The 14017-nt window shown below is 63.0% G+C and carries 12 protein-coding genes, 1 tRNA gene and 1 riboswitch; of the genes, 8 read left to right on the top strand and 5 right to left on the bottom strand.

The window, feature by feature from the left end; all coding sequences use genetic code 11:
- On the bottom strand, positions 1-1425 hold the full coding sequence (locus NKI47_RS08475) for an MATE family efflux transporter (protein ID WP_352589320.1): 1425 nt from the start codon (positions 1423-1425) through the stop codon (positions 1-3).
- Between the two features lie 50 nt (positions 1426-1475).
- Here NKI47_RS08475 and NKI47_RS08470 point away from each other — a divergent pair, with 50 nt between their 5' ends.
- A complete protein-coding gene (locus NKI47_RS08470; RefSeq protein ID WP_352589155.1) occupies positions 1476-2378 on the top strand; it encodes a histone deacetylase family protein in 903 nt (300 codons plus the stop codon).
- Between the two features lie 4 nt (positions 2379-2382).
- Here the strand turns inward: NKI47_RS08470 and NKI47_RS08465 are convergent, their stop codons facing one another.
- On the bottom strand, positions 2383-2646 hold the full coding sequence (locus NKI47_RS08465) for a DUF6460 domain-containing protein (RefSeq protein ID WP_023677362.1): 264 nt from the start codon (positions 2644-2646) through the stop codon (positions 2383-2385).
- A 131-nt stretch (positions 2647-2777) separates the two neighbouring features.
- On the opposite strand from NKI47_RS08465, the gene NKI47_RS08460 reads away from it, so the two are divergent.
- A tRNA-Gly gene (locus NKI47_RS08460) sits at positions 2778-2851 on the top strand.
- 312 nt (positions 2852-3163) lie between these two features.
- On the opposite strand, the gene NKI47_RS08455 is transcribed toward NKI47_RS08460, so the two are convergent.
- Positions 3164-4153 carry a LysR family transcriptional regulator gene (locus tag NKI47_RS08455; protein WP_352448650.1) on the bottom strand — a complete coding sequence of 330 codons (990 nt, stop codon included), beginning with the start codon at positions 4151-4153 and terminating at the stop codon, positions 3164-3166.
- Between the two features lie 316 nt (positions 4154-4469).
- Here NKI47_RS08455 and chvE point away from each other — a divergent pair, with 316 nt between their 5' ends.
- From chvE to NKI47_RS08430, 5 genes are all read left to right on the top strand, one after another.
- Complete coding sequence (gene chvE, locus NKI47_RS08450; RefSeq protein ID WP_023677360.1) at positions 4470-5534, top strand: multiple monosaccharide ABC transporter substrate-binding protein; 1065 nt, start codon at positions 4470-4472, stop codon at positions 5532-5534.
- A 99-nt stretch (positions 5535-5633) separates the two neighbouring features.
- Positions 5634-7166 carry a multiple monosaccharide ABC transporter ATP-binding protein gene (gene mmsA, locus NKI47_RS08445; RefSeq protein WP_023677359.1) on the top strand — a complete coding sequence of 511 codons (1533 nt, stop codon included), beginning with the start codon at positions 5634-5636 and terminating at the stop codon, positions 7164-7166.
- Positions 7163-8455, top strand: a complete 1293-nt coding sequence (gene mmsB / locus NKI47_RS08440) for a multiple monosaccharide ABC transporter permease (RefSeq protein ID WP_292659525.1) — start codon at positions 7163-7165, stop codon at positions 8453-8455. Before mmsA ends, mmsB begins: the two co-directional genes overlap by 4 nt.
- A 191-nt stretch (positions 8456-8646) precedes the next feature.
- A complete protein-coding gene (gene araD1 / locus NKI47_RS08435; RefSeq protein WP_352589151.1) occupies positions 8647-9639 on the top strand; it encodes an AraD1 family protein in 993 nt (330 codons plus the stop codon).
- A gap of 27 nt (positions 9640-9666) precedes the next feature.
- Positions 9667-10119, top strand: coding sequence for a hypothetical protein (locus NKI47_RS08430; RefSeq protein ID WP_352589149.1), 453 nt, complete (start codon positions 9667-9669; stop codon positions 10117-10119).
- Between the two features lie 17 nt (positions 10120-10136).
- Here the strand turns inward: NKI47_RS08430 and NKI47_RS08425 are convergent, their stop codons facing one another.
- Positions 10137-11231 carry a 2'-deoxycytidine 5'-triphosphate deaminase gene (locus tag NKI47_RS08425; protein WP_352576988.1) on the bottom strand — a complete coding sequence of 365 codons (1095 nt, stop codon included), beginning with the start codon at positions 11229-11231 and terminating at the stop codon, positions 10137-10139.
- A 124-nt stretch (positions 11232-11355) separates the two neighbouring features.
- Positions 11356-11433, top strand: a riboswitch (SAM riboswitch).
- Positions 11434-11503: 70 nt separating this feature from the next.
- Here NKI47_RS08425 and NKI47_RS08420 point away from each other — a divergent pair.
- Positions 11504-12694: an O-succinylhomoserine sulfhydrylase gene (locus NKI47_RS08420; RefSeq protein WP_352576987.1), complete on the top strand. Its 1191-nt coding sequence runs from the start codon at positions 11504-11506 to the stop codon at positions 12692-12694.
- Between the two features lie 36 nt (positions 12695-12730).
- Here NKI47_RS08420 and NKI47_RS08415 read toward each other — a convergent pair whose 3' ends face one another.
- On the bottom strand, positions 12731-13885 hold the full coding sequence (locus NKI47_RS08415) for a glycosyltransferase (protein ID WP_352589144.1): 1155 nt from the start codon (positions 13883-13885) through the stop codon (positions 12731-12733).
- Positions 13886-14017: the final 132 nt, after the last annotated feature.

Here is a 14017-nt window from a genome sequence, read left to right as displayed (position 1 = left end):
TCAGCCAAAGACCGCGCGCACCCGCAGCCGCAATATGGCGAGCAGGCTGAAGCCGCGTACAAGCAGGAAGACATGCAACGCCGCCCACAAGCCGTGATTGCCGAAGGCCGGCGCCAGGATCAGCAGCGCGGCACTGAACGCCAGGAACGACAACAGCATCATGTTGCGCATGTCGCGCGACCACGTCGCGCCGATGAAAACCCCGTCCATCTGGAAAGCCAGCGCGCCGCTGAGCGCGGTGAACGCCGCCCAGGGCAAGTAGATGTCGGCAATGGCGCGGACGTCCGTCGCGGTCGTGATCAGGGCGACGAGATCGGTGCCCTCCAGCAGGAAGAAGAGCGTCGCCGCGCCCGCCAGCCCGAGCCCCCAAAGCAGCGTCAGCCGCACCGCCTGGTCAAACGCCGTGGCGGCACGGGCGCCTATGGCGCGCCCGGCGAGCTGCTCGGCGGCGGTGGCGAAACCATCGAGGAAATAGCCGGCAACCAGGAAGAGGTTCATCAGCACGGCGTTGGCGGCCAGCGTCAGAGTGCCGAATTGCGCGCCTTGGCGCGTGAACAGCGCGAAGGCGGCGAGCAGCGAAAAGGAGCGGATCATGATATCGCGATTGAGCGACATCATTCGCAGGAATGCCGGCAGATCGAGGACGCGGCGGCGCGGCAGCTTGGGCGCCGCCCAAAAGCGCCGGCCGACAATGGCGAGACCAAGCAGCATGGCGACGAATTCGCCGGTGACCGTTGCCCAGGCAACGCCGGCAACGCCCCAGCCGAGCTCCAGGCCAAGCAGGAAGCAGAGGGCGATGTTGATGCCGTTCAGTATCAACTGCAGCATCAGCCCGAGCCCGCCCTCGCCGCGCCCAAGCACGTAACCGAGGATGGCGTAATTGATCAGCGAGAACGGTGCTGCGAGCATCCTGATGCGGATATAGACGTCCATCGCCGCGCTGACGCGTGGTTCGGCGCCTATGAACCATTGCCCGGCGGTGGAGACCAGCGGCGCAAGCGCGGCAAGCACGACGCCGGCGACGACCGCGATCAGCACGGCGCGCCAGAACACCGCCTGCTCCTCCAGCGCATCGCCGCGCCCGAAGGCCTGGGCGACGAGGCCGGTGGTGCCGGAGCGCAGGAAGTTGAAGGTCGTGAAAACGACGTCGAAGATCAGGGCGCCGGCCGCCAGGCCGCCGAGAAGGGCGGCGTCGCCGAACTGCCCAACCACCGCCGTGTCGACAATTCCGAGCAACGGCGTCGTCAGATAGGCAAGCGTCATCGGCACGGCGATGGCGAGCACCGAGCGGTTGGTGACGACGAAGGCCCTGGCTTCGGTGGCGTGGACTTCGGTGGGTAAAGCCTGCTCCAAACGCGTGTTGCTTCCTGTTGCGGCTTGATCGGCTAGCCGATGTGCCCCAGTTTGCGGACCTCGCGCAACCATCCACCCCGCTATGGTCAACCGAAACCCGCCTCTGGCGCACCGCCCGTCCCATGCCCTTGCAGATCGTTCATCATCCCGACTACGACGCCGGCTTCGCCGTCAACCACCGCTTCCCGATGAGCAAATATCCGCTGCTGATGGATGCCTTGCGGGCACGCGGCCTGGCGCAGCCCGAAGCGCTCAACATGCCGGAGGCGGCGCGGCCATCATGGCTGAAGCTTGCCCACGCGGTCGACTATGTCGACCAGGTGCTTGCCTGCGAAGTGCCGGTGGCGATCGAGCGCGAGATCGGCTTTCCCGTGGGACCGCGGGTTTCGCTGAGGGCGCAGCTCGCAACGGCCGGCACGGTGCTGGCAGCGCGGCTGGCGTTGCTGAACGGCATCGCCTGCAACACCGCCGGCGGCAGCCATCATGCACGGCGCGCGCAAGGCGCCGGCTTCTGCACCTTCAACGACGTAGCCGTTGCCGCGCTGGTGCTGCTCGCCGAAGCTGCTGTCCAAAACATCCTGGTCGTCGACCTCGACGTGCATCAGGGCGACGGCACGGCGGATATCCTGAACGACGAGCCGCGCGTGTTTACCTTCTCCATGCATGGCGACCGCAACTACCCCGCGCGCAAGATCGCCTCCGATCTCGATGTCGCCCTGCCCGACGGCGCCGGCGATGCAGCCTATCTGGAGCTGCTGGACGCCATCCTGCCGGAGCTGTCGGCGCGAAGGCGCTGGGACCTCGTCTTCTACAATGCCGGCGTCGATGTCCATGTCGAGGACCGGCTCGGCAGGTTGTCGCTCACGGATGACGGGCTGCGCGCCCGCGACGATATGGTGATCCGCCATTTCCGCACGCTTGGCATACCGGTATGCGGCGTTATCGGCGGAGGCTATTCGACGGATGTCGCAGCACTTGCTGCACGGCACGCCATCCTGTTCGAGGTGGCGGCGGGCTACGCCTGAAAATTCACTTCCGGTAGTTAGCGATCCTGAGCAGGATGAAGGCCGGCACGACGATCGCGGCACCGAGCAGGATGTAGCCGAGAAAGCGGTCGATGGCGTGGAAGCCCAAATTCCACAGGTCGATGAAGAATTTGCGAATGCCATAAAGCACATCCATCGGCGACCAGCCGAAGGCATTCATGACCAGCCCGACGAGGAACGACACCACAAGCAGCTTCAGGATCACCCGGAGCGGCGTATCGCCGAGAAAGCGGTTCAGTGCGGACAAGCCTGTCTCCACAGTCGGGTGCCGCGATTCGGGCACATGCCTAGAAATACGCAGTTGATAGCCCTGCATCAAGCCGAGCCCTCAAACCGGATTGCGCATCGGCGCCGGGCCATGATATCGGAGGAACCAGCGCGGGTATGATGTAATGGTAGCTTGTCAGCTTCCCAAGCTGAACGCGCGGGTTCGATTCCCGCTACCCGCTCCAGCTTTTGCCCCCGGTGCATTGCACTTGTTCTGGCCAAGCTGAAAACCAGCGGATTTATAGGCAGTTTTACAGCCCGGCTGGCCGTCTTTCATCTGTTTGGCCGATGTGCCAGTTTGTGGAATATCTCACATTGAGGGTCGGCGGGGCCTCGAATGACCCCAACCGGAAAGTCTACCCTTTGCCCGCTGGCTTCTGCTGGCGGGCTTTTTTGAGCATCAGGCAGTAGTGGCCGACGTGCATCGGCGCCGCTGCTGGCGGGCCTGTCCGGTCGTCTGGCCGGCCACGGGATGCGCCCGCTACCCGCTCCAACCCTCAGCCCACCTCTCGCAAAATAAAATCGTGCAGCATCTTGGCTGCCGGTGACAGCGCGCGGTTCTTCACCGTGATCAGGCTGTAGGGCCTGACCTCGATGTCGAATTCAGTCTGGACGACATCGATAGCGCCGGCCAGGCCTTCGGGGTTCTGGATGAACTTCGCGACCTGGATCGACACCGGCGCGATGGCGTCGGATTGCGCGACCATGACCAGAGTCAATAGCAGCGAGCTGGTGTTGAGGATGCGGTCCGGCAGCGCGATGTTTCGGTTCAGGAAGTTACTCTCCATCGCCTGGCGCAGCGGCGAGCCGCCCGACTGGAAAACCCAGTCATAGGCGGCGGTGTCTTCCAGCCGCACCGCCTTGCCCTTGGTCAGCGGGTGGCCGCGGCGCACGATCAGGCAGGCTTTCTCGACGCCGATGACGCGCGCTTCGAACAGCCGCGGATTGAGGTCGTCGGGGATGCGGGCGATGATGAAATCGTGGCGCGAGGCGATCAGCTCGCGCGCCAGGACGTTCGAGGTCTCGACCTGCATGGTGATTTCGATGCGCGGATAAAGGCGCCGGATTTCGCGGATCGCCGGCACCGCCAGCTCGATCGCCGGTGCTGTCACCGCGCCCAGGAACACCGAGCCGCCTTTGCCCGCCTTGAGCTCGAAAATCTCGCGGTCGACCTCGCGCATCTCGAGCAGGATCGATCGCGCGCGCCGTGCCAACGCCTTGCCATAGGGTGTCAGCGTGATGCCGCGCGGCAGCCTTTCGCAGAGCTTGACGTCGAGCACGGCCTCCATCTCGGCGATCATGCGCGAGGCCGCCGGCTGCGAGATGTTCATGACCTGGGCCGCGGCGCTCACCCGGCCGTGCTCGTCGAGGGCTGCGATCATGCGCATGTGACGCAGGCTCAAGCCGCTGCGCAGCAAGGTTCCGCCATCACCCGGAATTTCATCGTAACTGGCTGATATTCCGTCAGGATTTCGCAGCGCCGCCATGATTCTTCCCTACTCTTACGCCCGGCGCCCCGGCAAAATCCGGCAGCGTCGTCACTAGCCTAAGCCATATCAGTCTCGATATAGCAACCATCAAAGATCGCATTTGACAGTTATGGCAAAGCGACACACCCTTCGCGCGTCCTGAGGCTTGACGGTCGGTGACGAGGGAAAACTCGTATCGATGAAACCAGAGTCTCGGGGCCGATTGGGAGGATACCGGAGATCGATTGACGGCAGCGGCGCGTTTGGCGCTCCTGCACGATTGCGCGGCCCACGAAACCCAAGGGTACGCGTCCATCAACCAGGGAGAGTTAATGTGAAGATTGTCAAGACACTGGCCGCCGTCGCGGCCCTAGGCATCGCGGCCATGACGCTGCCGGCGCAGGCGGGCGAAGGCCTGATCGGCGTGCTGATGCCCACCAAGACCTCGCAGCGCTGGATCAACGACGGCGACGCCGTCAAGTCCCAGCTCGAGGCTCTGGGCTACACTGTCGACCTGCAGTACGCGCAGGACGACATTCCGAACCAGCTCAGCCAGCTGGAAAACGAAATCACCAAGGGCCCGAAGGCGCTGATCATCGCTTCGATCGACGGCACCACGATGGGCGATGCGCTGCAGAAGGCAAATGACGCCGGCGTCGTCGTCGTCGCTTACGACCGCCTGATCAAGAAGACGCCAAATGTCGACTACTACACCACCTTCGACAATTTCGGCGTCGGCGTCATCCAGGCCAAATCGCTGCTCAAGGGCCTCGGTTATCCCGAGAAGAAGGGCCCGTTCAACATCGAGCTGTTCGGCGGTTCGCCGGACGACAACAATGCGTTCTTCTTCTATAACGGCGCCATGTCGGTTCTTCAGCCGCTGATCGACGACAAGACCCTCGTCGTGAAGTCCGGCCAGATGGGCATGGACAAGGTCGGCACGCTGCGCTGGCTGGCGGCAACCGCCCAGGCCCGCATGGACAATCTGCTCTCCGCCAACTACTCGGACGGCAGCCGCGTCGATGGCGTGCTCTCGCCCTATGACGGCCTGTCGCGCGGCATCATCGCTTCGCTGCGCGCCGTAGGCTACGGCACCGCCGATCAGCCATGGCCGATCGTCACCGGACAGGACGCCGAGACCGCTTCGGTCAAGGCGATCATCGCCGGCGAACAGTATTCGACCGTGTTCAAGGACACCCGCGAACTCGCCAAGGCGACGGTCGAACTCGTCGACAAGGTGCTCTCGGGCGGCAAGCCGGAAGGCCTCGACACCACGACCTACAACAACGACGTCAAGGTCGTTCCCTCGATCCTGTTGACACCGCACGACGTCGACAAGTCGAACTATCAGGCCCTGGTGGTCGATTCCGGCTACATCAAGGCCGAAGAGCTGAAGTAATCGCGGTTACAAAGCCTGGGGTCCTGCGCAGGCAGGGCCCCTTTTCGTTGGCGAGCCAGCCCGGTATTGTTTGCGGACCTCGCAGGAGTGGTATTCTCAATGGCATCGACGATTTTGGAGATGCGCGACATCACCAAGACGTTTCCCGGCGTCAAGGCGCTGTCGAACGTCAAGCTCATGGTCGAGGAAGGCGAGATCCATGCCGTGGTCGGCGAGAACGGCGCCGGCAAGTCGACGCTGATGAAGGTGCTGTCGGGTGTGTATCCGTCCGGCACCTATGACGGCCAGATCATCTATCGCGGGGATGAGTGCCATTTCAAAGGCATCCATGACAGCGAGCGCAAGGGCATCGTCATCATCCACCAGGAGCTTGCGCTGGTGCCGATGCTGTCGATCGCCGAAAACATCTTTCTCGGCAACGAGCACGCCAGATACGGCGTCATCGACTGGAATGCCAACGAGGCGCGCACCAGCGCCCTGCTCAAGAAGGTCGGCCTCAAGGAAGACCCCAACACGCTGATCACCAATATCGGCGTCGGCAAGCAGCAGCTGGTCGAGATCGCCAAGGCGCTCAGCAAGGAAGTGAAGTTGCTCATTCTCGACGAGCCGACCGCGAGCCTGTCCGAAAAGGACAGCCAGGCGCTGCTCGATCTGCTGCTCGAATTCAAGCGGCAAGGCATCACTTCGATCCTGATCTCGCACAAGCTCAACGAGGTGAACCGGGTCGCCGACAAGGTCACCATCATCCGTGACGGGCGGACCATCGAGACGCTGGCCAAGAAGGATATCTCGGAGGACCGCATCATTACCTCGATGGTCGGCCGTTCGCTCGACGACCGCTATCCGCCGCGCGAGCCGAAGATCGGCGAGACCGTTCTCGAAGTGAAAAACTGGTCGGTCTACCACCCCATCCATGCCGAGCGGCAGGTCATCAAGGGTATCAACCTCAACGCCCGCAAGGGCGAAGTGGTCGGCATTGCCGGGCTCATGGGCGCTGGCCGGACCGAGTTTGCCATGAGCCTGTTCGGCCGCTCCTATGGCCGTCGCATCACCGGCGAGGTGTTCCTCAACGGCAAGCCGATCGACGTCTCTTCGGTGAGCAAGGCGGTGGAACACGGCATCGCCTACGTTACCGAGGACCGCAAGACCTACGGTCTCAACTTGATCGACCACATCAAGCACAACATCACGCTGGCCAACCTGCCCGGCGTGTCGCGCCACGGCGTGATCGACGATTTGCGCGAGCTTTCGGTCGCCAACGATTATCGCGGCAGGACCAATATCCGCGCCTCGAGCGTCTACCAGATGACCGGCAACCTTTCTGGCGGCAATCAGCAGAAGGTGGTGCTGTCGAAATGGCTGTTCGCCAATCCGGAAGTGCTGATCCTCGACGAGCCGACACGCGGTATCGACGTCGGCGCCAAGTATGAAATCTATACGATCATCGCGCGTCTCGCCTCCGAGGGTAAGGCAATCATCGTCATCTCGTCGGAAATGCCCGAACTGCTCGGCATCACCGACCGCATCTACGTCATGAACGAAGGACGCATCGTCGGCGAAATGGCGGCAAGCGACGCCAGCCAGGAAAAGATAATGCGCGCCATCGTCCGCGGAGAAGGAAAAGCATCATGAGCACCGAAAGCGCTCCCGGGCCGCAGACCGGCGTTGCCCAGGATCTACAACAGGGACCTCGCATTGCCGTCTCGGCGCTGGTCACCAACCTGCGCGAATACGGGTTGGTGCTGGCGTTGATCGCAATCATGGTGTTCTTCCAGTTCACCACGTCCGGAACGCTGTTCAAGCCGGTGAACCTCAGCAATCTCGTGCAGCAGAACAGCTTCATCATCGTGATGGCGCTGGGCATGCTTCTGGTGATCGTTTCGGGTCACATCGATCTCAGCGTCGGCTCCGTCGCCGGCTTCATCGGCGCACTGGCGGCGATGATGATGGTCATCTGGCCGCTTGGCCCATTGAGCAATCCGCTGGTGGTGTCGATCATCTGCCTGATCGTCGGTGGTGCGATCGGCGCGGCACAAGGCTACTGGATTGCCTATCACCGAATACCGAGCTTTATCGTCACGCTGGCGGGCATGCTGATCTTCCGCGGCATCTGCCAGGCGCTGCTGGGTGGCGGGTCTTCCGTAGGGCCGCTTCCCGTCGGCTTCAAGGCGCTCAGTTCCGGCTTCATTCCGGACCTGATCGGCCCATTGACGCTGATACCGCCAACCGTGAACGCCGCCGGCAAAACCATTGTCGGCAGCGGCCTGACGCTGCACCTGACGACGATCGTGATCGGCCTCGTCGCCGTGCTCGCCTATGCCTATTTCGGGCTCAGGGCACGGCGCACCCGCGAGAAGCATGGCTACGAAGCCGAGCCCTTCTCGCTGTTCGTCGTCAAGACCCTGGTGATCAGCGCGCTGGCGCTGTTTCTCGTCTACCAATTCGCCACCTATAGGGGCCTCCCCATCGTTCTCATGGTGATGGGCGTGCTGATCGCGTTGTTCGTCTTCGTTACCAAACGCATGACGATCGGCCGTCGCATCTATGCGATGGGCGGCAATGCCAAGGCAGCCCAGCTATCGGGCATCAAGACCGAACGGCTGACGTTGATGGTGTTCATCAATATGGGCGTGCTGTCGGCACTCGGCGGCCTGATTATCGCAGCGCGCCTGGGGCAGGCTGTGCCGGCGGCCGGCCTCGGCAGCGAGCTCGACGTCATCGCCGCGGTGTTCATCGGTGGCGCTTCGGCGATGGGCGGCGTCGGCCAGGTGATCGGCGCGGTGGTCGGCGGCTTCATCATGGGCGTCATGAACAACGGCATGTCGATCATGGGCGTCAATGTCGATTGGCAGCAGGTGGTCAAAGGCCTGGTGCTGCTCGGCGCCGTCGTCTTCGACGTCTACAACAAGAACAAGGCTTGAGAGGCAACCAGGAGGCATACGGGTCACATCGCGGCGCTGCCGGGCGGCGCAAAGAAGTCCCCCGAGGGACCTGATCCGCGAGCGCAATCCGGACGAAGAATTTCAACCGAGGCGCGGACAAGGGTCCGAACCGCGCTGGGCAGGGTTTGCCGAGAAAGGCACGCCAAGCCCGCAATTCAGAGAGGGTTACCATGCTGATCTCACAGATCCTCGACGACGCCGAGACGATCCGCGTCGTTGCGCGCAACGGCGGCAAGACCCGCGTCATCAACGGCGCCCGCAGCGTCTATTCGCTGGCGATGGAAGCCGCGCGTACCGGCAGCGGGCTTGTCGCCCTGATCGAGCGCAAGGGCTTCGGCGAAACCATCGATCTGGACGCAGCCTACAAGAAGGGACGGCTGCTGTCGCCGATCAACCATCCCGATCCGGCGCATCTCCATCTCACCGGCACCGGGCTGACGCATCTCGGCTCCGCCGCGACCCGCGATTCCATGCACAAGAAGCTCAGCACGGACGGCGAGGAACAGCTGACCGATTCCATGAAGATGTTCCGCATGGGGCTTGAGGGCGGCAAGCCGGCGAAGGGCCAGATCGGCGTGCAGCCGGAATGGTTCTACAAGGGCAACGGCACCATGGCGGTGGCGCCCGGTGCGGCGCTTATGTCGCCGGCCTTCGCTCAGGATGCCGGCGAGGAGCCGGAAATTGCCGGCATCTATGTGATCGGTGACGACGGCGCCCCGTTCCGTGTCGGCTTCACCCTGTCGAACGAGTTTTCCGACCACGTCACCGAGCGCGTGAACTACCTCTTCCTCGCCCATTCCAAGCTGCGCAACGCCTCGTTCGGGCCGGAGATCCTGATCGGCGACCTGCCGCCCGACATCCGCGGCGCTTCACGCATCCTGCGCGACGGCAAGCTGCTTTGGGAAAAGCCGTTCCTGTCGGGCGAGGCGAACATGTCGCACACCATTGGCAATCTCGAGCATCACCACTTCAAATACTCGGCCTTCCGCCAGCCGGGCGACGTGCATGTGCACATGTTCGGCACGGCGACGCTGTCCTTCGCCGACGGCATCAGGACCGAGGCCGGCGACGTATTCGAAATCGAGGCGCAGGATTTCGGCCTGCCGCTGCGCAACCCGCTTGAAATCGAGCAGCCGGTGAAGGTGGCGGTGAAGGCGTTGTAAACTGGTGACATAATTCAGGGGCGAGAAATGAACGGCCTGCGGATTGGCACTGTGTTCGTAAGTTTAGTGCTGTTCCTCGCCTATTTCTCGCCAGCGGCTTACAGCGCCGGACAATGCAGCGCAAAATCCTATCGCGAGGCCCGGATGTCGACGACTAACCGGCTTCTGGCCACCGGTTATTCGAAATCGCAAGTGAGCTTTCTGATGCGCAACGCGGATCGCATGACGTCCGCACTCCGCGCTGACAGACTGAACGACAATGGCAGAGCCTGCGGTATCGACTCCGCCAGAGCCCATGTGCTGGGATGTATCGACAAGCAGTTGTTCCCCTTGCAGTCCAGCTCAAGCGCCTCACTTGACGACGAGAAGCAAACCAGAGGATTTTGGGGGAAGAAGCGATTGGCAGCGCGAGAACTGCTCTTTATCGGTCAGTTTCATGGCTGCCTTGGCGCCGCGAAAGAATATCTGTTTCGCGGCTGACGGAATTGCGAACAAGCTCAGCGCGCGGCGCGGAAATGCTTGGACAATTTCAGACCCTGCGCCTGATAGTTCGAGCCTAGATCTGTGCCGTAGAGCGCCCGCGGCCGTTTCAGCATGTGCTCGTAGACCAACCGTCCAACGATCTGGCCGTGATCGAGGATGAACGGCACTTCGTGGCTACGCACCTCGAGCACCGCCCGGCTGCCGGTGCCGCCCGACGCCGAATGGCCGAAACCCGGATCGAAGAAGCCGGCATAGTGGACGCGGAATTCGCCGACCAGCGGGTCGAAAGGCGTCATTTCGGCGGCGTAGAGTGGCGGCACATGCACCGCCTCGCGCGACACCAGAATATAGAATTCGTCCGGATCGAGCACCAGCTCGCCGGCACCGCTCTTGTAGAGCGGCTCCCAGAAATCGACCACATCCTGCGCGGCGCGCTTGTCGACGTCGACCAGGCCGGTGTGGTGCTTGCCGCGATAGCCGACCAGCCCGTCCTTGTCGCCGTCGAGATCGATCGACAGCGCGATGCCGCCGCCTGAGATGTTGGGCGGTTCGGTGGCGACCAGCATCTCGGCGCGGTGCAACTCGTGCAGCTCGCTTTCCGACAAGAGCGCATTGCCGGTGCGGAACCTGATCTGCGACAGCCGCGAGCCGGTCCGCACGACGATCGGGAAAGTGCGCGGGCTGACCTCCAGATAGAGCGGGCCTTCATAGCCGGCGGCGATCTTGTCGAACTCGTGGCCACGGTCGGTCATTACCCGGGTGAAGATATCGAGCCGTCCGGTCGAGCTTTTCGGGTTGGCGGAGGCGGAAATATGGGCGGGCAGCGCCAGGTTTTCGAGCAGCGGCACGATGTAGACGCAGCCGGTTTCCAGCACGGCACCTTCGGCGAGGTTGATCTCGTGCAGCTTCAGCCGGTCGAGCTTGTCGACAACCCTGTGGTCCGGGCCGGGCAAGAAGGAAGCGCGCACCCGCCAGGCCTTGTCGCCGAGCCTGAGGTCAAGGCTGGCCGGCTGGATCTGATCGGCATCGAGCGTGCGCGGCGATTTCAGCGCGCCCGTCTGGAACAGCGCGGAAATATCCTGATCGGGAAGAATGCCTGTCTGCCGCAAGGGTCTGGCTCCGTTCGAACGCCGGGCGAGGTCTTGTTCTGTCGCAGGACGCCTTTGGCACCTGCTTGGTACAACCCTCTTAATCATGCCGGCAATTGACGCAAGCGTGGCGCGGGTCTAAAGCTCGTTATCCCGTGGTGATTTGGCCGGTCGGCTTGCAGCCACGTTAAACAAGTCGCTAAAGGACCGTCGGGCCGCAAGGCCATATGGACCGGTTGCGACTTTCGCGACCGGTTTTTTGTTGTTTGGACCAATTTTGGTGTTTGGATGGAATGATGACCAAGAAGCGCGACTGGAAGCCTCAGACCGCACTCGTGCATGCCGGGACGCTGCGTTCCGGCTTCGGCGAGACCTCCGAGGCGATGTATCTCACCCAAGGCTATGTCTACGAGACGGCGCAAGCGGCGGAGGCCCGCTTCAAGGGCGAGGAGCCGGGCTTCATCTATTCGCGCTATGCCAATCCGACGGTCGACATGTTTGAGAAACGCATGTGCGCGCTGGAAGGAGCCGAGGACGCGCGCGCCACGGCATCCGGCATGGCGGCGGTGACGGCAGCACTGCTGTGCAGCGCCAAGGCGGGCGACCATATCGTGGCGGCGCGCGCGCTGTTCGGCTCCTGCCGCTGGGTGGTCGAGACGCTGGCGCCGAAATACGGCATTGAGGCAACGCTGGTCGACGGCACCGACATCGCCAATTGGGAAAAGGCGGTCAAGCCCAACACCAAACTGTTTTTCCTGGAAAGCCCTACCAATCCAACGCTGGAGGTAGTCGACATTGCCGCCGTCGCGGCACTTGCCAATTCGATCGGCGCCAGGCTGATCGTCGACAATGTCTTCGCTACGCCCTTGCAGCAGAAACCCCTGCAGCTTGGCGCCCACATCGTCGTCTATTCGGCCACGAAGCATATTGACGGCCAGGGGCGCTGTCTTGGCGGCATCGTTCTGTCGGACAAGAAATGGATCGACGAGAACCTGCATGACTATTTCCGCCACACCGGCCCAAGCCTCTCGCCCTTCAATGCCTGGACGCTGCTGAAAGGCCTGGAGACGCTGCCGCTACGCGTACGCCAGCAGACGGAAAGTGCCGGCCGCATCGCGGATTTCCTGGCCGAGCGCCCGCAAATCGCCCGCGTCATCTATCCCGGCCGCGCCGACCACCCGCAAGCGGCCGTGGTCCAGAAGCAGATGTCGGGCGGCTCGACGCTGATTTGCCTCGATGTGAAGGGCGGCAAGCAGGCGGCCTTTGCCTTCCAGAACGCACTCGAGGTCGTGCTGATTTCCAACAATCTCGGCGACGCCAAGAGCCTGATCACCCATCCGGCGACGACGACGCACAAGAACTTGACCGATGAGGCCCGCGCCGAGCTCGGCATCGGACCGGGAACGCTCAGGCTGTCAGTTGGCCTTGAGGACGCCGACGACCTGCTCGAAGACATCGAGCAGGCACTGAGAGTTGCCGGATAAGGGCTGGCCGAATAGAGGCGAGCGGGGACGCGCCGATCAGGCGCCGGACGGGGTCTCTTCCAGCTCTGCGACGGCCTTGGTCTGGATAGTCATCACATTGCCGCGCCAGTCGACGGCGCCGCTCAGCCATCCGCGCGCCCAAATGGCGGGAAGCATCAGGTCTCGCGCCATCATCGCCAGGATGGTGCGCAGCGACAGGTGCCATCCCTTGGCCGAGGCCAAGGCGCATTCCGGCAGGTAGGCCGCGACCAGCACGGCGATGGCGGTTGCCGGCAGGCTGACGCCGGCGTCAGCCGCCGCGATCAGCGCAAGCACCAGCGGCGGCGCTGCGCCGATCAGGATCTCGGGGGCGAAGAACAGCGCGAAGGTGACGCGGCGCAGCCGCGCCCAGCGCGCCTGCCGCGACCAGATCTCGCCAAACGTGCGCCGGCCGAGCGGCTGTTCGAAGGGCGAGGCGACAAGATTGACCCGCAGTCCGAACCCGTTGACCAGCTTGGTCGCGGCGGCGTCTTCGGCGATCTCGGCAGCAAGCGCGCAGATGCCGCCATTGGCGTCGAGCATCGGCTTATTCCACAACATGCTCTTGCCCTGCGCGAAGCCGAGGCCGAGCGCCTCTCCGGCGTACTGCCAGCGTGCCTGCAGCGTGTTGAGAAAGGCGCATTCGACCTCCCCCCAGAAGCCGTCCGGCCGCGAGCCGATCGGCGTCGAGCAGACGAGGCCGGTGTCGTGCCGCCACGCCGCCATCAGGTGCTGGACGTAGTCGCTCGGCATAAGCACGTTGGAATCGGCAAGGATGACCCAGCTATAATGCGCCGCTTCCCAACCCTTCACGCAATTGTTGAGTTTTGGATTGCCGCTGATGCGGTCGTCACCGACTAGAAGGCGGGCGCGAATAGCTGGAAAGCGCGCCATTGCGGCGGTGATCGGCTTGACCACCGGGTCGTCGGCATGGGCAACGCAGAAGATGAGTTCGTAGCGCGCCCAGTCGAGTGAGAAGGCGCGCTCCAGCGTCTCTTCGGCAAACGGCTCGACGCCGCGCGCCGGGATGACGATCGATACCGGCGGCGCGTTGGCCGCGGGCGGTGCGATCCTGCCTGGTCGCTTCAGCTTCAGCGAAGCTAACAGGATGCTGGCGAGATTTGAAAGAAGGAGGGCTATGGAAAGGAGGGCGGCTGCGAATGTCGGTTCCATCGAGATCTGGTCACTCCAGAAGTGCCGGCCGCATGACGGCCGTTTTCAACAATTCGACAGAACGCTGAGTCGCCCGGCACAAGCCTGCACACCATCATTGTCATGTGTCACTTAAATGACATTGTTTTTCGG

This window comes from Mesorhizobium sp. M0633 (assembly GCF_040320645.1).
In the GTDB taxonomy this organism is placed as follows: domain Bacteria; phylum Pseudomonadota; class Alphaproteobacteria; order Rhizobiales; family Rhizobiaceae; genus Mesorhizobium.
This window is presented reverse-complemented; position numbering and strand designations above follow the sequence as displayed.

Excerpts from the sequence above, each read along its gene's own strand:
- NKI47_RS08475 (WP_352589320.1), bottom strand. The coding sequence starts at position 1,425 with ATGGTTGCGCGAGGTCCGCAAACTGGGGCACATCGGCTAGCCGATCAA.
- NKI47_RS08470 (WP_352589155.1), top strand. The coding sequence starts at position 1,476 with ATGCCCTTGCAGATCGTTCATCATCCCGACTACGACGCCGGCTTCGCC.
- NKI47_RS08455 (WP_352448650.1), bottom strand. The coding sequence starts at position 4,153 with ATGGCGGCGCTGCGAAATCCTGACGGAATATCAGCCAGTTACGATGAA.
- mmsA (WP_023677359.1), top strand. The coding sequence starts at position 5,634 with ATGGCATCGACGATTTTGGAGATGCGCGACATCACCAAGACGTTTCCC.
- mmsB (WP_292659525.1), top strand. The coding sequence starts at position 7,163 with ATGAGCACCGAAAGCGCTCCCGGGCCGCAGACCGGCGTTGCCCAGGAT.
- araD1 (WP_352589151.1), top strand. The coding sequence starts at position 8,647 with ATGCTGATCTCACAGATCCTCGACGACGCCGAGACGATCCGCGTCGTT.
- NKI47_RS08430 (WP_352589149.1), top strand. The coding sequence starts at position 9,667 with ATGAACGGCCTGCGGATTGGCACTGTGTTCGTAAGTTTAGTGCTGTTC.
- NKI47_RS08420 (WP_352576987.1), top strand. The coding sequence starts at position 11,504 with ATGATGACCAAGAAGCGCGACTGGAAGCCTCAGACCGCACTCGTGCAT.
- NKI47_RS08415 (WP_352589144.1), bottom strand. The coding sequence starts at position 13,885 with ATGGAACCGACATTCGCAGCCGCCCTCCTTTCCATAGCCCTCCTTCTT.